We start from the raw sequence: 19,371 nt of genomic DNA on the forward strand, positions 1-19,371 counted from the left end.
TTCTCGTAAATTTTCGTCTGTAGTCCGGCCGCTTGTGGCGTCTACTGCATACTTTCGCACATACTACGGATCATTTCCACTCTATTTCACATAGTGACTACCCCGCCGGCAATCACACACGTGTGATATGCGAAAGCCCGCAGGTTTCCCCGCGAGCTTTTCGCATGTCAGAGAGTAGAAATTACTCGGCTGCTGGTGCTTCTGCTGGAGCTTCTTCACCTTCAGCTTCGCCTTCACCTTCTGGAACGGTGAGGGTCACGACTGGCTCTTCGAGGTCATCCATAGCCAGCTCGGTACCTTCAGGAAGAACGACGTCCTTCACGAGCACCTTATCACCATCTACGAGACCCTCTACGGATACGACGATCTTCTCTGGCAGGTTAGCCACGTCAGCCTTGATGGCCATCTCCTGGATGTCCACGAATGCCACTGCAGCGCCCTTAGGGGTACCTTCGACGAAGACTGGCACCTCGACCACGATCTTCTCGCCAGCCTTTACCTCGTAGAAGTCTACATGCTCTACGGTGCGCTTTACTGGGTTACGCTGGATGTCCTTCACCACAGCCATCTTCGACTGGTCGCCGAACTTCAGCTCGAACAGAGCGTTTGTGTGGCGCAGTGCGAGGGTGGTCTCCTTCGCAGGAAGCTTGATGAAGTCTGGCTGTGCGCCACCTGCATAGATGGTCGCTGGGATGAGGTTCGCTACGCGCATGCGGCGTGCTGCACCCTTACCGAATTCGTCACGGATTTCACCGGTCAGTGTAATGTCTGCCATAATTTTATCTCCTTATATCTGGCTTTGGGACACTCGAAAACCAGCAGGAGACTTCGTATGCATAAAATCTTCTGATGGGCCAAGTCGATGACGGGATATTCTCCCCTCGCCAAAGCAACTTTTCGAGTGTACCACACTGCCGAGATATCCGCTATTACTCGCGGACACCTTACTCTGCCACGAGCTCTTTCACCGCCGCGATAATGGCCTGCAGCTGCGCTTTCGCATCTCCGAAGAGCATCTGCGTGTGCGGGTCGAAGTAGAGCTCGTTTTCTATGCCCGCGTAGCCTTTTCCGCGTCCACGCTTGATGACCACGGTACTGGCAGACTTATCCACGTCGAGGATAGGCATGCCGGAGACTGCAGTACCCGGCCTGCGCGCCGCAGGATTCGTCACGTCGTTCGCGCCCACGACGAGTGAGACGGATGTGGACGGGAACTGTGGGTTAATGTCGTCGAGATCGACGAGCTGCTCGTACGGTACGTTCGCCTCAGCGAGCAGTACGTTCATATGGCCTGGCATGCGTCCTGCCACCGGATGGATGGCGTACGAGACGTCGATACCGCGCTCCTCGAGCATGCTTCCGAGGTCTGCCAATTCTCGCTGTGCCTGCGCTTGGGCGAGTCCGAATCCTGGAACAAACACCACCTTATCGGCATAAACGAGCTGAACTGCGACGTCATCAGCAGTAGTTTCGCGCATCGTCCCACCAGATTCACCATCGCCTGAGGACGCGGCTGCATCTCCTCCACCGAAGCCACCGAGCAGTACGGACATGAGCGGGCGGTTCATAGCCTTCGCCATAAGAATGGACAGCGTCACGCCAGCAGAGCCCACGAGAGCACCCGCTACGATGAGCGCCACATTATCGATGGCGAGGCCACTCATAGCTACAGCTGTACCGGTGCATGCATTCAGCACCGAGATGACCACAGGCATATCCGCTCCGCCGATAGGCAGAACGAAGAGCACTCCGTAGATGCACGCGAGCAGAACAGTGACCACGCTCCACAGTACGCGCTGCTCAGGCTGCACGCACAAAGCGATAAAGCCCGCGAAAGTGGCGAGAAGCAGCACAGCATTAATCGAGTTCTGTGCAGGAAGCGCCACTGGGCCTCCTGGCACTACTCCCTGAAGCTTTCCTGCTGCGATAAGTGAGCCCGTAAAAGTCACTGCGCCGATGATAACGCCCAGACCCGCTGTGATGAGCAGCACTACACTCAGCTCACTGACTGGTGCCGTGAGAATATCGTTCAGCGCCACGAGCGCCGCTGCCCCACCACCTACAGTGTTAAAGATGGAGACGAGCTGAGGCATATCCGTCATCTTTACTTTCAGTGCAGACCACACTCCAGCCACTGCACCCACTGCGATGCCGAGGATGAGAACGACCACAGCCACCGCGCTCTCCACGCCCGTGAATGCCATGTGAACGAAGGCCATAAGAACAGCGAGGAGCATACCCACTGCAGAGACCACATTTCCTTTTCGGGCGGTCTTTGGTGAGTTCATATAGTGCAGTCCCATCACGAAAAGAACCGCAGCCAGGACGTAGACAAACCATGTCGTGATATCGAGAACAGATGCGTGAGTAACCACTTACTTACCCTCCTTGTCCTGAGTCTTTTCCTCGTTTTTCTCGCCCTTCGAGGACTTAAACATCTCGAGCATACGGTCGGTGACTACATATCCTCCCACCACATTCATGGTGCCGAGCACAGCTGCGAGGAAGATGAACACATACGCCAGTGGCGAGTGCGCGTGAGCAGCCACGATAACCACACCGACGATGATGATGCCGTGGATAGAATTCGCTCCCGACATCAGTGGCGTATGCAGTGTAGCCGGTACTTTACCTATCACTTCTACACCGATAAGCAGGGCGAGGATGAAGAGAGTTAACGCGATAACGAGACTAGGCATGAGTTTCTCCTTCCTGAGCGACGACCATAGCCGCATCGATCTCATCGTCTGCATCCACGCTCAAGGCTCCATCCCTGAGGAAGTGCAGGAGCGTGTCTGCAAGGTTTCGTGCTATCTGCTGGGAGGCTGTCGTAGCGACTCCGCTAGCGAGATCCGGCATACCGAGGATGCTTACTCCCCCATCCGTCACCACAGACTCTCGCGGTACCGAGCCTTCGACGTTTCCGCCGAAGTCACTCGATGCACAGTCCACTATGACCGCTCCACGTTTCATCCCCATCACGCCAGCCTGAGTAAGAAGCACAGGAGGTTTGCGTCCTGGAACCTGAGCTGTGGTGATGATGACGTCGAATTCTGCTGCCTTCGTATCCACTGCAGCCTGCTGAAGAGCACGCTCCTCATCCGTAAGAGCACGCGCATAGCCACCTTCACCCTGGCCTGCCATCACAGCGCGAACCTCGTCACCGAGGTCGAGGAACTTCGCTCCGAGGGATTCTACTTCACTCTGCGCTGCGGGACGCACATCATAGCCCGTCACTACTGCGCCGAGGCGCTTCGCCGTACCGATGGCTTGCAGACCCGCTATTCCTGCTCCGAGAACGAGTACCTTCGCAGGGCGGATAGTTCCTGCGGCAGTGGTCATCATAGGGAAGAATGCACCATACGCATCCGCGGCCTTGAGCACAGCTTTGTATCCTGCTACAGAATTTTGCGAAGTCATCTCATCCATGGACTGTGCTGCGGACAGCTGACGAGGAAGGCGCTCCATAGCCACAGCGTTTAGATGAGCCTCTTTCAGTGAGGCCACATAGGCGTCATCAGTGAAAGAATTGAACGCACCAAAAACCCACGTACCAGGCCTAAAAGCAGACAGAAGCTCGGTAGACGGGCGGCCTACGAACGCCACAGCATCTGCTTCAGCTAGAATGTCGTCGCGAGATGCGACACGCGCTCCCGCCTTCTCATAATCCTCATCCATAAAATGCGCGCCTAGTCCCACTCCAGCTTCGACGAGGCAGGTGACGCCGCTGCGCTTTAAGCGCGTGACGATGTCCGGGGTGAGCCCCGCGCGCTGCTCCACGTCCGAGCGCTCACTGAACACACCATAGACGAGGAGATTCGTATCCTTTTCTGCCATGAGTCCTCCTTAACTCACGCTGTCATTATGTCCACGCGGCAGAGCGCGGACACAGTTCTGCATTACATGCCCTAGTCTAACGAAAGCGAGGTAATTTCCACAGCCCTGCGCATAAAAATGACCGAAACGTGGAACACTCTTCCGCGGCTCGCCGTAAAATGGGAGAAAGAAGTTTGCCTATACGGTTTTATACATTCTTACAGAGAGGAAGCTCATGAGCATTCTGAACTCGGTATCTTCAGCATTCCAGAACACAGTCGATTCCGTACGGTCCACGCTGAACGCCGTCACCGCGCCGAACGACACCGAGCAGCACATAGCTTTCGGCACTCCTACCGCTTTTGATAAGTCCGCATTCAGCGAGCCTCACATTATGAACTGGTCGTCACCAGAGTTCCCCACGACCACGTTCATCGACCCGGAATCCGGACTGCTCACCACGACTACGGAGGGTGTGCGCTCTATTCCGTCGAATATGTCCGTCTATCATCTGTACGCTGCGCGCGCAGCTGAGATGGGCGATGAGGTCCTCTACACTTTTAAGCGTAACGGCGAGTGGGTGGACCGCACCGCGAACCAGGTGCTCGCGGACATTCGCAGTGCCGCGAAAGGACTCATGAAGCGCGGCGTAAAAAAGGGCGACCGCATAGCATTCATGTGTCAGACGAGCTACGAGTGGGATGTGTTCGACGCGGCCGTACTGTCCGTGGGCGGCGTGCTGGCGACAATTTATGATACGGATTCCGCGGAACAGATTCGTACTATAGTGAACAATTCTGACTCTACTATCCTCGTCACTCAGACGCGCGACATGTATGAGAAGGCTGAAGGCGCGCTCGAAGCATGCCCTACTCTGAAGCTGGTCAGCTGCATAGAAAACGGTGCTCTCGAAGAACTCCAGGCGTACGGTCACTCCATCTCCGACGCAGAGCTTGACGAACGCATCTCGACTCTGACGAAGGATGACTTGTGCTCCATCGTGTACACATCTGGCTCTACGTCCGCACCGAAGGGTGTGGAAATGACCCACGAGAATTATCTCGCCTTCGCGATGAATCTGCGTGCATTCATGCCAGACCTGCTCGAAGATCCGACGAACACCATCCTCATGTTCCTACCGCAGGCGCACGTCTTCGCTCGTGCTATTAACTATGGAGTGGTGTACAGCCGCATGCACATCTACATCGCTACAGGCATTAGCACCCTGCTTTCCGACCTCGCAGTAGCACGCCCATCTGTGATGATAGGCGTGCCACGCGTCTTCGAAAAAGTCTATAACGCTGCTTCGCAGAAGGCTGGACGCGGCGTGAAAGGTCACGTATTTAATGCTGCGGCGAATGCTGCTCGCGAATACATGAACCAGATTTCGGAAAGTGGCCATGCGAGCGCAGTGGCTACGGCCCGCCGCGCCAGCTTCGACCCACTCGTGTACTCGTCTCTTCGCCAGGCTCTCGGTGGCCGCGCAAAGTGGCTCGTCTGCGGTGGAGCACCTCTCGACCCACAGCTTCTGGCCTTCTTCCGCGGCGCAGGCCTGCCAGTCTACGAGGGGTATGGTATGACGGAGACGACAGCGCCATGCGCATTCACTCCTCTCACCGTGCCGTTCCATGCGGGATCCGTAGGTATAGCATTCCCAGGCTTCTCGCTGCGCCTGGCTGCCGATGGCGAAATCCAGATAAAGGGTGCTGGTGCTTTTAAGAAGTACCATAAGAATGACGAAGCTACTGCTTCGACCTTTACTGCAGATGGATGGATAGCCTCAGGAGATCTGGGTGCACTCACTCCAGAAGGCTTACTGTACATAACCGGGCGAAAGAAGGACCTCATTATTACTGCTGGCGGTAAGAATGTGTCCCCATCCCCTATAGAAAACTCCATTAAGCGCTGCCCTCTTGTCTCCCAAGCACTCGTGCTGGGCGACAAGCGCCCATTCATCTCCGCACTCATTACGCTCGATGAGCCTACCGTTCGCTCATGGATAGCCTCCGAAGGGCTCGATACATCCATGAGCATGGAGCAGATAGCTGCGAACGCAGCTGTGCGTGCAGAAGTGCAGAAGTACGTGGATGAGGCGAATGAGGGCGTGTCCCGCGCTGAATCCGTACGCAAGTTCATCATTCTGTCCGAAGACTTCACGCAGGATAACGGGCTGCTTACTGCTTCCATGAAAGTGATCCGCCCGAAGGTGCTCGCACGCTACCAGAAGCTGCTCGACACGCAGATGTATAAGCCACGCAAGAAGTAAGACGATGTGAGGCTGGTGGGGCTCGTATAGGGCGGTACGCCGCCGCCCGCCTCTGCTCTACACCCACATCCTTCCATTCTCCCATCCCCATGGAGTAGCGGCATCAGTGCCCTACTGCGTGGGGTTTTTCTTTTTGGTTTTGTGTGCCTGTGCTTCTGCAGCATTTAAGGTGTGAAGACTGCTCATACGTTCTGTACGGAACAAGGTGAGGTGAGGTGAGGTGAGGTGAGGTGAGGCACTTTTGGGCTAATGTCGACATCCCGTTTCCACTTTTGGGCTAATGTCGACACAGCTTTGTCGAGCTAGGCACTGGGCTCACAAGTGGTTTGGCTCAAATGTGGGTTTCGTTTCTCAGCTCCGCTGGACTACTGGAATACTCGTGTCGAGATTAGCCCAAAAGTGACGGACGGAAGTACAGAACGCGTCGGAATTAGCCCAAAATCACGCTTTCTTCATACTTTCTTCATACGCCGCGAAGAAACGCCTTTCACTCCCCTCTATACTTCTCCACTTTTGGGCGGGAATGACCACGATAAATCATTCCCGCCCAAAACTTTCTATGAGTTTTCAGCCCTCGCCACCAGCGCCTTCACCAGCAGCCCAGCACCAGCCCCTACTCCAGCTCCCCCGGATACACGAGCCCCCACTGCGCGCGAATCTCATCCATAAGCTGGATCATCCGCAGTGTTTCAGCATGAGGCATCTGCTCCGGTTCCACGTCACCTCGATTTATCGCAGCCACAGCGGACGCCACTTCATACTCGAAGCCCGTAAGCTGCTCTGGAACCGATGGCTGTGCCACCAGTTCATGCGAGGCATTCCACACGCGGATGTCGAGAGGATTATTCACGTTATCTACCCACAGATACCCCTTCGTGCCACGTATCACACCCGAGCGGTCACCCACCTCGAAGTACGATGATGTCACCGATGCCATCTGACCACCGGAATACCACAGAGTAGTCTGAGAGAGTTCATCCGTCTGATCCCCCGTTTCTCCCCCCGAAAGACGCGCCGAGGACACGACGCGCTCTACCTCGCCCGGCATAAACATGCTCACGAAGTTCAGCGGGTAGATGCCCACGTCGAGCAGTGCGCCTCCAGCCAGAGCAGGGTTGACGAGACGCTCTTTATGCGTCATCGGATACGACAGATTTCCGCTCATGGACACAATATCACCTATGACGCCCTCGTCGAGAACATCCTGAATGATGGAACGCGACGGCTCGTAGCGCGTCCAGATGGCTTCTGCACACACGAGTCCCGTTTCGCGTGACTTTTCTATCATCCGCAAGGCGTCCGCAGTATTCACCGCGAATGGCTTTTCCACGAGCACGTGCTTGCCCGCGTCCATGCAGGCGATGGCCTGCTGCGCATGAAAGACGTGCGATGTAGCGATGTAGACGAGGTCTACGTCCGCGTCGTCGAGCATATCTGCATACGATCCGTACGCCACTTCCACACCGTACTCGTCGGCGAAGGTGCGTGCACGTTCGAGTGAGTTACGCGTGGCCACCGCGTAGAGGTGTACCGTTCCGGCATAGCGCGGTTCGCTTTCCATACGCGAGACGGTCTCGGCCATCTTTTGGGCGATTCTGCCCGCGCCGAGTATGGCTATGTTTATCATTATTCCTCCTTGAATATACGTGCGCGGGCGAGGACAGCTTTCGCCCCTCGCCCGCACGTGACGTGTTTTTTAGTTAAAGCCGAGACGTTCGAGCTTCTTCGGATCAGACTGCCAATCTTTCGCTATCTTCACATGAAGAGTGAGCGTAGACTTCATCCCTACGATGCGGTTTATAGGAGTGCGCAGCTTCTTCTTCACACGCACGAGGTTCTCCGCACCCTTTCCGAGGATGATAGGCTTCTGGCTGGAGCGCTCGATATAGATGGACGCAAAGACCTGAGCGCGCCCCTCAGCAGCGTCACCAGATTCGCTCTCTTCTGGATACTCGATGTCATCCACAGTTACTGCCAGCGAGTGTGGAAGCTCATCATCGAGCTGCTCGAGGAAGACTCCTCGAATGAGCTCGGCGATGGTCTCTTCTATCCCCTCTTCGCTCTTCTGCTCAGCAGGATACATTTGCGGCCCTTCTGGTAGCTGCTGTGCGAAGACAGCGCGGACTTCATCCACGTTATCTCCTTCGAGAGCAGACACCGGCACTATCTCCGAGAAGTTACCGAACTGGTCCATCTCGATGAGCTTTTCTACGAGCTCATTTCGGCTCAGACCGTCTATCTTCGTGAGCACCCCTATCACTGGCTTCGTCCACTGCCACTCCCCCTTCTCATCCTTATGGGAGAAGTTCGAGCGCAAGCGGCTGAGGATGCGCTTATCTCCAGGACCCATATCCTGATCAGCTGGAAGGAGGAATGCTATGGCATCTGCATCAGAAAGAGACTCATCGACCATGTCGTTCAGGCGCTGTCCGAGGAGCGTGCGTGGACGGTGGATACCAGGAGTATCGACCAGCACTATCTGGAACTCGTCCGTCGTAAGGATAGCGCGGATAACTTTACGCGTCGTTTCTGGACGCGAGGACGTGATGGCTATCTGCGTGCCCATGAGCTTGTTTATGAGCGTAGACTTTCCCACATTCGGGCGGCCCACCACGGCTATAAAGCCCGAACGGTAAGCGGTATCAGGCGCATTATCTGTCATCATTTTCATCCTCACTGCGTTCGCCACTTCTCGCGCTAAACGCATCTGTCGTCTTTTCTTCTATAGTATCCATGGTATCAGGAGCACGGCGTATCTCTATGGTCGAGACCTTCTTGCGGCGACCTGCAGAGTCTACTGCCACCAAGTCGAGCCCGCGCGTCTGCGCATGCGAGCCTACGATAGGCACACGCCCTAGAGCCTTAGTCAGCAGACCATAGGCGGTATCCACGTCATCTTCATCGAGGTCTACTTCGAAGAGTTCCTCGATGTCGGTTATAGATGTGCGCGCTGGTACACGCCAGCCACCATCCTCCATCTGCTCTGGTTCACGGCGCTGGACACGGTCATGCTCGTCTTCCAGCTCGCCCACTATCTGCTCGAGAGCATCTTCGATGGTCACCAGTCCTGCTATCCCCCCATACTCATCCACGACGAGCGCCACATGCTGGCGGTTCGTCTGCATGTCATGGAAAAGATCATCCACAGGTTTCGACTCTGGAACGAGCATAGGCTCGCGCACTATGCTTTCCAGTGTGCGCTCTCCTGCTGCAGGGTTAAAGGCCGTAGCGCGGACCACGTCTTTGAGATACGCGATCCCCACGAGGTCATCCACAGATTCGCCTGTTACTGGCACGCGCGAGAACCCCGAACGTGAGCAGTCTTTGAGCATATCATTCAGCGTGGTGGTCTTTTCCAGGGAGAACATATCTGTGCGAGGAACCATAATCTCACGCGTGAGCGTATCGGTCAGGGTGAGGACGTTTCTCATCATTTCGGATATTTCCTCATCGAAGAGCTGGCCTTCTATAAGGCGGTCTATAGTCGCCCGCGCCTGTTCATGGTGAATGTGCTCGAGCTCTTCGTCATCGGACATAGTGGCTCGCAGCTGTGCGCGGTCTAGTCCTCGAGCTGGCATGAGATGCATGGCACGGCTGATGAAAGGAGCATACTGGAGAAGTACGCTCACCGACCTCTGGTTCGAGGAGCGTGGGGATATAAGAACGGCTATACCCGCGCTCAGTACAGCCACTCCTACTCCGATGAGCACTTCTGCCCATAATGCCACGTCGAAAGCGCCCGTAGCTATGGCCACGAGCCCTCCGATGAGCACATTCGCCATCACACGCCCGAAGGTGCAGGTCAGAGTGGCCCTCTGCCGCTGGTATATAACCTGCTGCGCGTGGCGAATGCGAGCGATGGTCTTCTTGCGGACAAATTCCGAGTCTTCATTCGTGCGCACGTCGAGCATGAGATTATTCAGATTCGAGCGCGTCACCCGAGATATGGCAGACTCACTCGAGGCCATGATGAGAGAGAACCACAGCAAACCTGCAGAAATGACATAGAGAAGGATAACCACGATGAGCGTGGATGTGTCTAGCACAGTTTATTCGCCGTCCTTAGATTCAGTATCAGATTCAGCAGCTGTTTCATCAGAGAGATCCAGCGGCATTACTTCATTCAGTGTCCCTGGCCGAGCCGCGAGGAAGGTGAGCAGCAGCTGACGCTGCAGAGCGAACATCTCGCGCTCTTGCTCCTTTTCCCCATGGTCGAATCCCATGAGATGCAGGCATCCATGAATGGTGAGTAAAAGAAGCTCTTCGATGGTGGAGTGCCCTGCACTGAGTGCCTGTGTGGCTGCCACAGCTGGACAGAGCACGATGTCTCCGAGCATGCCTTCCACGAGCTCACCGCCCTGGCCAGGGCGCAGCTCATCCATAGGGAAACTCATCACATCCGTCGGCCCTTCGAGATTCATCCAGCGCAGATGCAGCTCTTCCATGGCATCTGGTTCATTAAACATAATGGTGAGGTCACTGTGTGTACTCACGTGCAGCTGATCCATGACCCACAGACCGAGGTCGGAGAAGACGCGTGGGTCCACGTGCCAGTTGCTCTCATTGACTACATCGACGCTCATGCGCGCTCCCCCTTCTCTACCGTCTGCGTCTTCTCTACCTTCTGCACTTTCTGCCTCGTCGGCGACTGCACCTTCTCTACCTTCTGCGCCTTCTCATCATACGCATCATACGCCGCCACGATAGTCCCCACGAGGCTGTGGCGCACCACATCGTCGGACCCCAGATGCACGAAAGCGATGTCCTCGATGTCTCCCAGCACATCTTCGATGACGCGCAGTCCTGAGCGGTGCACAGAGAAGTCCACCTGGGTCACGTCACCGGTGATGACCATGCGCGTGTTAAAGCCGAGACGTGTGAGGAACATCTTCATCTGCTGAGGCGTGGTATTCTGCGCTTCGTCGAGGATAACGTATGCGTCGTTCAGCGTGCGCCCACGCATATAGGCCAGCGGCGCCACCTCGATGGTGTTATCCGCTATATAGCGCTGCATGCGCTCGTTTCCCAGCATGTCGGAGAGTGCATCGTAGAGCGGACGCAGGTAAGGATCCACCTTCTCGGTGAGCGTTCCTGGCAGGAAGCCGAGGTTTTCTCCCGCCTCTACGGCTGGACGTGTGAGGATAATGCGCCGCACGGCACCGTCTTCGAAAGCACGCACAGCCTTCGCCACAGCGAGATAGGTCTTACCCGTTCCCGCAGGGCCTATACCGAAGGTGATGGTGTGCGACTCGATGGCGTTAATATAGGCTACTTGTCCTGCAGTCTTCGCGCGTACAGGCACACCGTGTGCCATGGTGATGACGCGCGGTACACGCTGCGAGCCGACCAGAGACCGAGTTCCACTCACGGATGTCCCCATGGCGGATTCCACGTGTGGTCGCCCGACGAAATGGGGACGCCCCTCATCCTGTCCTGTAAAACGCGGCGCTGCAGGTTTTATTTTACGCTCTTTACGGTCCGCCTTCTGGCTGAGACGGTTCGCCAGCAGGCGCTGAACATCCTCCACGCTCAGAGGATTCGTGTAGGCTGTGTCGATGACCTCGTGCAGGAAGTCTTCCGCGGCCAGCGCGTCCGCTTCTGTGCGCGCAGAGGACGAGACGATGGCTATGGTATTCCCGCGGATAACGAAGGTCAGTTCCGAGTAGGCGCGCTCGATGACGCGTATGATCTGATCTTCCGGACCGCAGACGGCCACTGGACTGAGTTCTGCAGGGATGGTGACGGTGCGCGTGGTGGTACCCGAGTTCGGCACGCTTTACTCTCCTTCTAGCTTCTGTCCGGTTAGCACGTGCGCGTGCGCATGAAAGACCGTCTGGCCCGCGTCCTCGCCGGAATTAAAGACGAGACGATACTGCCCGTTATACGTGGTTTTCGCGATGTCCTGTGCCACGCTGACCATTTCAGCCAGCAGGCTCGGGTCCGCTTGCGCCACTTCGGCTACGTTCGCGAAGTGCTGCTTCGGCACGACGAGCGCGTGCACTTTCGCCTGCGGCGCGAGGTCCGCGAAGGCGTAGGTGCGCTCCGTTTCGGCTATCTTCGTGCTCGGGATGTCCCCTTTTATGATTTTGCAGAATATGCAGTCCATGTGCGTGCTCCTTTTTTTCTGATGTCAATTCTACTCGTACCGCCCCATAACGCGACTGAGTAGTGTCAGCGCGACTGGTCCTGCACTCGAGGCGCGCAGAATGTTCTGGCCGATGACGAGCGCGTGGGCGCCTGCATCTTTCAGCGCTGCCACTTCGTCGTCTGTAATTCCACCTTCCGGTCCCACCACGACCCAGATAGTGCCCCGCTGTACAGCGCGCACCACGTCTTCGAACTGCCCCCACGTCTCGGTGGCGTCTTGGTGGAGAATGAGGACCACGTCTCCTGCTTCTGTGCGCTCACGTGTCCACGAGATGAGCTGCTTGGTCGTATGGAGAGACAGAAGTTCGGGCATACGGCTGCGGCGTGACTGTTCTGTCGCAGCCGTGAGAAGGTCTCGCCATTTGGACAGCGCTTTCTCAGCTTTCGCACCTTTCCACTGCACTATAGAGCGCTGAGCCTGCCACGGCATGACGGCATCTACGCCCACTTCTGTGGCCATTTCTATGGCCTGTTCGTCGCGGCCGGATTTCGCGAGCGCTTGGATAAGGCCCAATCGTACCTCTGGCTCATCCACCTCCTCCACGTCGCCGACCTGGACCGTTCCGCTCGTCTCATCGAGAAGAGTCACGACCGCACGGTGGCCCTCACCGTCGGAGAGAATCATCTGTTCTCCCGCCGCAAGCCGCATGGATTTCACAGCGTGGGTGAAGACAGGACGAGGAAGAGGGAAAATTGTCCCAGGAGAAAGCTCGTCACGGATGATGAACTAAGGAAGCGTCATGAGCGAACCTTTCCCTGGCGCGTAAAGAAGCCAGTAATCGTGTCTTTCAGCGAAATGCTCAGCGCGGATATGAGGATAAGTGCCATACCAAGCAAATCCGCGGGATAGAAGGTCGTACCGAACAGCGCGGCCGTAAGAATAACGGATGCTACAGGCTCGACCGAGGACAGAAGGCTGCCCTGGACGGCGCCCACGAGCGCGGTACCTTTGAGGAAGAAGGTGTACGCGAAGATGGTCCCCACTCCGATGATGCCGAAGTAGGCCACGGCCAGCGGCGCGTCGAGGATAAACGGATACTGCCAGACGCCCGATGCGAGGGAAAAGATGATGCCAGCCACGAACATAGCGAGGCCTATGGTCAGCAAGCTACCCCATTTTCGGATGAGAGCGACCGGAAGAATGATATACGCGGCGTACGTGAACGCGGACATGATACCCCACACGAGGCCTGCAGGCGTGACTGCCAGACTCGTCAGGTTCCCATGCGTGGCCAGCAGATACGTGCCCGCGGTGGCGAGGATGGTAGCGAGAATCTCGAGGAGGGCAGGCGGAATGCGGTTTTTGATGCTCATGTAGGCCAGAACGATGATAGGTGTGAGGTACTGGAGGACCGTGGCCGTGCCGGCATTCGTGTTTTCGATGGCTTTGAGGTAGGTGAATTGGTTCGCCATGAGGCCGAAAATACTGAAGAGGAGAATCCCCTTCAGGAAGCTTCGTGTGCTCAGCGCTGTGCGGATACTCTCCGGACGCTTCACGAGGACGATGCTGAGCAGAACCGCGCCGGCGATGAGCAGACGCAGCGAAGTGAGCATCTGCACACTGACGCCATGCTCAAGCAGATACTGGCCACTGACTCCCGAAATGCCCCATGCTATGCCGGCAGAAAGAACCATGAGACTACCCATCAGTGACTTCGACATCTCTCCCCTTTTACGTGTGATCTCCATGTGTGCGGCGCGCGGTTATGTAGCTTCTAGTATAGGGAGTGCGGGATATATTATTTCTCCTACGTCCTTATTCAGCGAGGTGCATTTCCCGCGGCCAAACGTAGATCCTACGTCATTGACTATCCATGCATTGCAATTTCCACCAAGCGCTTGAGCTAGTGATGGAGCAACTATCGGATAGCTGAGGCACAGTATAAGCAGTGCGAGGATAGAAGCCCACATTCTATTATGTTTCCTTTGATGCTTATCCATCTTTTTCATCCCTTCGTTATTATTCTTTTCCATCTATGCTGTAAAAAATGTAGCGATAGTTCTCCTCCTCTCTATCTCCTTTGTTTTTCCCTCTTCTGCGCACACAGTAGAGCAAGCGCAGGGATAATCCATACAAGTGCGAGTAACGGAGCAGTCCAGTACCATCCGAAATTCTGCCATGGAGTACCCTGACGGATAATCGGGATGTGATCCATAGCGTTGAGCCGCCCAAAAAGCGTCCCAAAAATCACTGCACTCGCGTACGGAAGGATGACTGGCATACCGAGCATGTAAATATACTTTTGCCGCGTTCCCGAAATGTATGCATACCTGCGTACCTCTTCCTGATCCGCTAAGGTCAGTCCAGCTACTGATAGAAGTAAGACGAAAGCAAGAACGATACTTGCAAAGGACCAACTGAGACCCTCTCCTACAGTTTTACGAAAGTCTGCATAGTCTGATTCAGTAAGAAGTGAATGTGGCGCATGGGAAAGAAGAGCCGCTCGAAATTCTATGCGCTCTTGTTCCGTAAAATGCTCAAAGTGTGGAACAAGCAGATCGCTATACATCGAAGGCTTTATCCCTAAGGCTTTAGCTTGCTCGGAATCTACGGTGAGCACAAGTCCTGGATAGATTTCGCCATCCAGAAGTTCGTCCACATGAACCGGAGAAATCTCTTTAATGTCCTGCTCTTTTACAGGACTATCATCTCGCGATTCTACAAAAGCATACACGGAATCTTGCTTCAGATGATACTCAGAATGTACCTTCAAAGCTAGAGTGGCTGCAGGAGAGTCTGGTTCGGCAAGTCTTATCTGTGCCGTCATCGCTGCTTCACATCCAGGTTCACCTGGATGTGAAGCTCCTATAAAGCAATTTTTATCCGCTGCGGATATAATGAGGGGAACACCATTCGTTATATCCGGATTAATGAACTGGTAGGATTCGTTCATGATATTCGGGAACTTTACCTTTAAATCTCGAACAGAACTCTCTTCGAGCTGACCGATGCTAATCCATCGTGAAACGTTATTCACGCGTGTCTGCATAAAATCCAGATTCAATGTAGCTATGCACGTATACATCGATGCATGAAAACAAAGGATAAACACGACCGTATTCGTTAGCACTTTAAACCATGCTAATCGCGAACCAATAATCCGCGTAGCGTGTAGCTTCGGAACCGTAGCTATGAGCACAGCACCTGCTGAAAAAGTCAGTCCTCCTATCCCCATGGCAAAGAGATGCCCCCATGGGAAAATGAACGTCTGTCTCAATATAGTAAATATGATAGTAAGAACAAGACCTATTCCTACACATATCCACCACATCGTGCGGGACCTCAGATGATGATAGTATCGGGTCTGCACTTTATTCATAAAGATAATGCACAGTGCTACAATGACCGCTAGCATACTTATAATCAGGATAGTATTTCCAGTATTCGCAAATGCGTTATAAGGAGCAAGCAGCCATTCCTGGTTCAGCATATGCCCGAACGGTTCCCTCACCCACATAAAAATAAGGTATCCTAATAAACCTCCAGCGCCGATTCCTGTTAGTAGGAGAATTATATCAGGAATGATTACTGTCCTAGCAGCATTCCATCTCGAATCCCCGAGAGCTCTCAGTATGTGATAATCTCTCAAAAGAGCTTTTTTCCGAGAAAGAAAATATAAAATAATTCCGCAAGCTCCCACACACAGCACACCATACTGAATATAGGGAGCGTACTGAAGTGTACGATGAGCTAGCTCCCCATCGAGCCCATGCTGCAGCCAAATTTTTCTCGCATATGTCAGTACTTCCTGGATTCTATATGGTTCTAACCTGTCATCATAATCATCGAGTAGCCATGTCTGCGACAGTGATGTGGCCATCTGTCGCTGAACTGCTATAGCATATTTTTCATCTCTTCGCGTTGTGTTCACTGCTATACCCACGATAGTATAGGCTTCCTCTGAAGCACCAGATGCGTCCTTTAGAGTGATAGTGCCACCGAGCTGACTATGGAGCTGCTGAAATAGTGGCTGTGAGATTATGATTTCGTTATCCTTTTTTGGATAGCGTCCCCTCAAAAGAGTACCTATGTGGGATTCTCGTGCAGTATACGTGATAGAAACGTAATCAGAGAACGTAGGCGTGACTAAAGTTCCGGACGAATAGGCTATAGGCTCGGCTTTGCCTGCGTCTTCCAAAGAGGTTAGAATACTGCGCGCTTCTGGAGAATAGGTAGAGACTATAGCGTCATACTTCCCAAAAGGACTCCGAGCAGCCTCATCATATGCATCATACTGAGACTGTATATATGCACCAAAAATCAGAGTGGAAGCCGTACCTAACATGACTACGATAAGAAATATACTACTCGCCCCTAGCGTGTGGAGGATGCTCAAGATAGCCATTTTCACATGTCTACGCATGATTATCCTCTTCCCGTAGAGATACTAAACCGCGATTTCTGATAGACAGTATGTCATCAGCTAAACGAGCACATTCGATATCGTGAGTGCAGGCTATGACCACCCTATTCCGTTCATGAGCGATGTCTCGTAAAAGCTGAGCTATCTTCATGGTGTTTTCATCGTCGAGCGATCCAGTAGGCTCATCAGCGAGGAGAACGGGCGTATCCCGGATAATTGCCCGCGCTATAGCCACTCGCTGCTGCTCTCCACCGGACAGAGAGAGCACCTCCTGATTCCATAATTCTGTATCAAGACCTACTGTGTGAAGGAGTTCTTCTGCTCGGTCTTTATCCTGAGAGGTTCTTCCTTTTCCTAAGATTTCTGCCGCGAGTAAGACATTATCTCGAGCAGAAAGATAGGGTACGAGAAGATAGTCCTGATAGATTCGCGAAATACGCGTCTGAAGGAGAGTCTGGCGCGAGAGAGCAGTAATGTCTTTATCATCATAATGAATAGCTCCAGCGGATGGAGAAAGTTCCATCGACATCAGCTTCATCAGCGTAGTTTTACCCGACCCACTAGGCCCCATGACTGCATAAAAATGTCCGGGAGAGAATTCTGCATGGACATGTTCAAAGATGAATCGACCATCTTTTTTTGGGAGATTATAGCTAAATGCTACATCATCGAGAAGGATAGACATAGGAATCACACTTTCATTATGATGTGGGTCTTCACACCATCTGCAAAGACCCACATCTTAGGTTTAAATAGACTAACGTTGCGTGAAGTCTACTCGAGCCGAACGAGGCGACCCCGGCTGCCCAGGATGCCACGCCGAAGTTTTATGTAGACCGGTATCTACAAACCACCTGCTGTGATAATCCGGAGCATATGCTAAATCCAGTGTAATTTGCGGCATATAGGAACTAAAGTTATTGCTTTAGAGTCTAGTTGTCGGTGGTGTTGGGGTACGGGGTAGGTGTGTGGAAGTCGTTCCATTGAATTCCTGTTCCCCAGCCAGGGCCCAGTTGCTCGCCATGGTTTTGTTCTCCTCGCTCGCTAGTAGGGTGTGGAGGAGTTTTCTGACTATCGTTGAGTATGTGGTAAGGGTCTGGGTCAGGGGTTTTCATATAGCATAACCAGTCACAGGCTCGACGTTGATGCTCGGGTGGCATACCACGATGATTCGTTAAAAGCAGTTTGATTTGTTGGTTAACGCCTCCTTCAATCCTGTTGGTCGTTCTATCGATAGGCGTGTCAATCTCAGCGTAATCGACATACGTGAATAATTTACCTTCCTGATAGAGGGTTTCAAGCCGAGTGTAACAGCGCCGTAAATGAGGGTGTGTCCACCACCATGTGTGTTTGGCTGCGTGAGGGTCTGTAGGACAGTTCTTCGCAAAAGTTTTCTCGTTGAGTAGATGTTTATAGTATTGATACCATGCGTGGAGTCTGGCTACCCAGTCGGCTACATCGTCATATGTCTGTACCTCAAACAGGTCTTTTGCTAGTTTCCATAGTGCGCGTCCTGCCATGCTTTTAGGTGCGCTGGTCAGGTCTCGTCTGCAATCACGCAGAACATGTACAAGACAGCGTTGGATATTGGTATGGGGCCATAAGCGTGTATACGTGTTTTCGAGTGCTCTGTTTCCATCGCATACTAAGACTTCTGGAGGGAAAACAAACCGGGATAATAGTGTGGTGTACGCGGTTTTTGTTTCTTTGTTTGCCCACTGCCAGGCCAAGACTTTACTGGTATCACCATCAATAGCGATCAGGAGACATTTGCCTGTTTTTAGATAAGTGCCATCAATCATGACGACACGATGATGGTCTGATGTGGACTGGTTTTGGTTCCGCTGTGGGGCTGGTTTAGTTCCTTTTTTCTAGTATACTAGTTTCTTCTTTTTCTTGTTGGTTGTGGTAGTATTCTTTTTCTACTTGGGCTGGGGTTTTGTAATCGAGTGCTTGATGAAGACGCCGATTGTTATACCAGTCCACCCATTGAAAAGTCGCAAACTCGAGCTCTTCAACAGTCTCGAAAGGCTCATGCCGGTAGACTAGTTCTGTTTTGTATGCATTATTTGTCCTTTCTGCTAGAGCATTATCATACGAATCTCCTACACTCCCAGTCGACGGTAAAAGACCGTAATCTTCAACCCGCTGACTATAGACACGGCTAATGTATTGAACCCCGTGATCAGAATGATGAATAAGCCCCTGTGTCGTATCCCTTATCGAGGCCCACACGAGTGCCTCGTTCAAAGCAGGAAGGGCTATATCCTCAGTTTTCAGACTCGTCGCGCACGTCCAGCCAACTATTCGACGCGAGTACGCGTCAGTAATAAACGCTGTATACGCAAACCCTCCCGACTTGAGCCTAACGTACGTAATATCCGCCACATGCAGCCGATTCGGAGCCTGAGCCTGAAAATGACGATGCACTAAATCAGGTCTTCCCCCACTACTACGGGCAGGACGCGTCGTGCGTGGCGCTTTACCCGTAAACGAGCCCTGCACGCCGAGTTCACGCATAAGCATATAAACTTGATCACGACCTACCTCACTGGCGCTCCACCCTTGAGATAGCAGCTGGTGGTAAGTTTTGCGATACCCATAGCACGCCATGAAGAAATCCTCATGCATCAACTCGATATCGCGTTTCAACGCTTCATGACGAGCCGCGCGTTTACTCACAGGCCGTTTCTTGAATGCTCGATACGCGCGCTCGGTGATAAACCCACCCACGAAAGCATCATTAAGGACTTGACACATCTGGCGTATCGTATACTG

The 19,371-nt window shown here is 53.5% G+C and carries 16 protein-coding genes and 1 pseudogene; 1 reads left to right on the forward strand and 16 read right to left on the reverse strand.

Going from position 1 to position 19,371, the window contains the following annotated elements; all coding sequences use genetic code 11:
• Positions 1 to 181: 181 nt before the first annotated feature.
• The 4 genes from ALMA_RS05015 to ALMA_RS05030 all read right to left on the reverse strand — a co-directional run bounded on the left by ALMA_RS05015 (position 182) and on the right by ALMA_RS05030 (position 3,837).
• Positions 182 to 775 (reverse strand): 50S ribosomal protein L25/general stress protein Ctc, encoded by a 594-nt coding sequence (locus ALMA_RS05015; RefSeq protein WP_086107090.1) that lies wholly within the window; start codon positions 773 to 775, stop codon positions 182 to 184.
• Between the two features lie 169 nt (positions 776 to 944).
• On the reverse strand, positions 945 to 2,303 hold the full coding sequence (locus tag ALMA_RS05020; RefSeq protein ID WP_244568880.1) for an NAD(P)(+) transhydrogenase (Re/Si-specific) subunit beta: 1,359 nt from the start codon (positions 2,301 to 2,303) through the stop codon (positions 945 to 947).
• A gap of 72 nt (positions 2,304 to 2,375) precedes the next feature.
• Positions 2,376 to 2,699, reverse strand: a complete 324-nt coding sequence (locus tag ALMA_RS05025) for an NAD(P) transhydrogenase subunit alpha part 2 (RefSeq protein WP_086107091.1) — start codon at positions 2,697 to 2,699, stop codon at positions 2,376 to 2,378.
• The gene (locus ALMA_RS05030) at positions 2,692 to 3,837 is read right to left on the reverse strand and encodes an NAD(P) transhydrogenase subunit alpha (RefSeq protein WP_094726612.1); all 1,146 of its coding nucleotides are present in this window, start codon (positions 3,835 to 3,837) and stop codon (positions 2,692 to 2,694) included. Before ALMA_RS05030 ends, ALMA_RS05025 begins: the two co-directional genes overlap by 8 nt.
• Before the next feature lie 214 nt (positions 3,838 to 4,051).
• On the opposite strand from ALMA_RS05030, the gene ALMA_RS05035 reads away from it, so the two are divergent.
• Complete coding sequence (locus tag ALMA_RS05035; RefSeq protein WP_094726613.1) at positions 4,052 to 6,082, forward strand: AMP-dependent synthetase/ligase; 2,031 nt, start codon at positions 4,052 to 4,054, stop codon at positions 6,080 to 6,082.
• 613 nt (positions 6,083 to 6,695) lie between these two features.
• On the opposite strand, the gene ALMA_RS05040 is transcribed toward ALMA_RS05035, so the two are convergent.
• The 12 genes and pseudogenes from ALMA_RS05040 to ALMA_RS05095 all read right to left on the reverse strand — a co-directional run.
• Positions 6,696 to 7,709 carry a Gfo/Idh/MocA family protein gene (locus ALMA_RS05040; protein WP_094726614.1) on the reverse strand — a complete coding sequence of 338 codons (1,014 nt, stop codon included), beginning with the start codon at positions 7,707 to 7,709 and terminating at the stop codon, positions 6,696 to 6,698.
• A 69-nt stretch (positions 7,710 to 7,778) separates the two neighbouring features.
• On the reverse strand, positions 7,779 to 8,747 hold the full coding sequence (gene era / locus ALMA_RS05045; protein ID WP_244568869.1) for a GTPase Era: 969 nt from the start codon (positions 8,745 to 8,747) through the stop codon (positions 7,779 to 7,781).
• Positions 8,734 to 10,128 carry a hemolysin family protein gene (locus tag ALMA_RS05050; protein ID WP_244568870.1) on the reverse strand — a complete coding sequence of 465 codons (1,395 nt, stop codon included), beginning with the start codon at positions 10,126 to 10,128 and terminating at the stop codon, positions 8,734 to 8,736. The genes era and ALMA_RS05050 overlap by 14 nt, the downstream gene beginning before the upstream one ends.
• Positions 10,129 to 10,131: 3 nt before the next feature.
• On the reverse strand, positions 10,132 to 10,665 hold the full coding sequence (ybeY, locus tag ALMA_RS05055; protein WP_094726616.1) for an rRNA maturation RNase YbeY: 534 nt from the start codon (positions 10,663 to 10,665) through the stop codon (positions 10,132 to 10,134).
• Positions 10,662 to 11,855 (reverse strand): PhoH family protein, encoded by a 1,194-nt coding sequence (locus ALMA_RS05060; RefSeq protein WP_094726617.1) that lies wholly within the window; start codon positions 11,853 to 11,855, stop codon positions 10,662 to 10,664. Before ALMA_RS05060 ends, ybeY begins: the two co-directional genes overlap by 4 nt.
• A gap of 3 nt (positions 11,856 to 11,858) precedes the next feature.
• On the reverse strand, positions 11,859 to 12,188 hold the full coding sequence (locus ALMA_RS05065; RefSeq protein WP_094726618.1) for a histidine triad nucleotide-binding protein: 330 nt from the start codon (positions 12,186 to 12,188) through the stop codon (positions 11,859 to 11,861).
• 30 nt (positions 12,189 to 12,218) lie between these two features.
• Entirely contained in the window at positions 12,219 to 12,953 is a 735-nt protein-coding gene (locus tag ALMA_RS05070; RefSeq protein ID WP_169712316.1) for a 16S rRNA (uracil(1498)-N(3))-methyltransferase, read from the reverse strand.
• 14 nt (positions 12,954 to 12,967) lie between these two features.
• Positions 12,968 to 13,891, reverse strand: coding sequence for a DMT family transporter (locus ALMA_RS05075; protein ID WP_094726619.1), 924 nt, complete (start codon positions 13,889 to 13,891; stop codon positions 12,968 to 12,970).
• 350 nt (positions 13,892 to 14,241) lie between these two features.
• Positions 14,242 to 16,575, reverse strand: a complete 2,334-nt coding sequence (locus ALMA_RS05085) for an MATE family efflux transporter (RefSeq protein ID WP_148140262.1) — start codon at positions 16,573 to 16,575, stop codon at positions 14,242 to 14,244.
• A 10-nt stretch (positions 16,576 to 16,585) separates the two neighbouring features.
• Complete coding sequence (locus tag ALMA_RS05090) at positions 16,586 to 17,278, reverse strand: ATP-binding cassette domain-containing protein (protein ID WP_094726622.1); 693 nt, start codon at positions 17,276 to 17,278, stop codon at positions 16,586 to 16,588.
• A gap of 247 nt (positions 17,279 to 17,525) precedes the next feature.
• A pseudogene (locus tag ALMA_RS08060) lies at positions 17,526 to 18,416 on the reverse strand (IS1249 family transposase); the annotation flags it as partial.
• Positions 18,417 to 18,450: 34 nt separating this feature from the next.
• On the reverse strand, positions 18,451 to 19,371 hold a 921-nt coding region (locus ALMA_RS05095), incomplete at its 5' end, for an IS3 family transposase (RefSeq protein ID WP_148140265.1).

Source organism: Alloscardovia macacae, assembly GCF_002259705.1.
Taxonomy (GTDB): domain Bacteria; phylum Actinomycetota; class Actinomycetes; order Actinomycetales; family Bifidobacteriaceae; genus Alloscardovia; species Alloscardovia macacae.

Bases quoted from the DNA above. Each gene is read 5' to 3' on its own strand.
- ALMA_RS05015 (WP_086107090.1), bottom strand. From the start codon at position 775: ATGGCAGACATTACACTGACCGGTGAAATCCGTGACGAATTCGGTAAG.
- ALMA_RS05020 (WP_244568880.1), bottom strand. From the start codon at position 2,303: ATGGGACTGCACTATATGAACTCACCAAAGACCGCCCGAAAAGGAAAT.
- ALMA_RS05025 (WP_086107091.1), bottom strand. From the start codon at position 2,699: ATGCCTAGTCTCGTTATCGCGTTAACTCTCTTCATCCTCGCCCTGCTT.
- ALMA_RS05030 (WP_094726612.1), bottom strand. From the start codon at position 3,837: ATGGCAGAAAAGGATACGAATCTCCTCGTCTATGGTGTGTTCAGTGAG.
- ALMA_RS05035 (WP_094726613.1), top strand. From the start codon at position 4,052: ATGAGCATTCTGAACTCGGTATCTTCAGCATTCCAGAACACAGTCGAT.
- ALMA_RS05040 (WP_094726614.1), bottom strand. From the start codon at position 7,709: ATGATAAACATAGCCATACTCGGCGCGGGCAGAATCGCCCAAAAGATG.
- era (WP_244568869.1), bottom strand. From the start codon at position 8,747: ATGATGACAGATAATGCGCCTGATACCGCTTACCGTTCGGGCTTTATA.
- ybeY (WP_094726616.1), bottom strand. From the start codon at position 10,665: ATGAGCGTCGATGTAGTCAATGAGAGCAACTGGCACGTGGACCCACGC.
- ALMA_RS05065 (WP_094726618.1), bottom strand. From the start codon at position 12,188: ATGGACTGCATATTCTGCAAAATCATAAAAGGGGACATCCCGAGCACG.
- ALMA_RS05075 (WP_094726619.1), bottom strand. From the start codon at position 13,891: ATGTCGAAGTCACTGATGGGTAGTCTCATGGTTCTTTCTGCCGGCATA.
- ALMA_RS05085 (WP_148140262.1), bottom strand. From the start codon at position 16,575: ATGGCTATCTTGAGCATCCTCCACACGCTAGGGGCGAGTAGTATATTT.
- ALMA_RS05090 (WP_094726622.1), bottom strand. From the start codon at position 17,278: ATGTCTATCCTTCTCGATGATGTAGCATTTAGCTATAATCTCCCAAAA.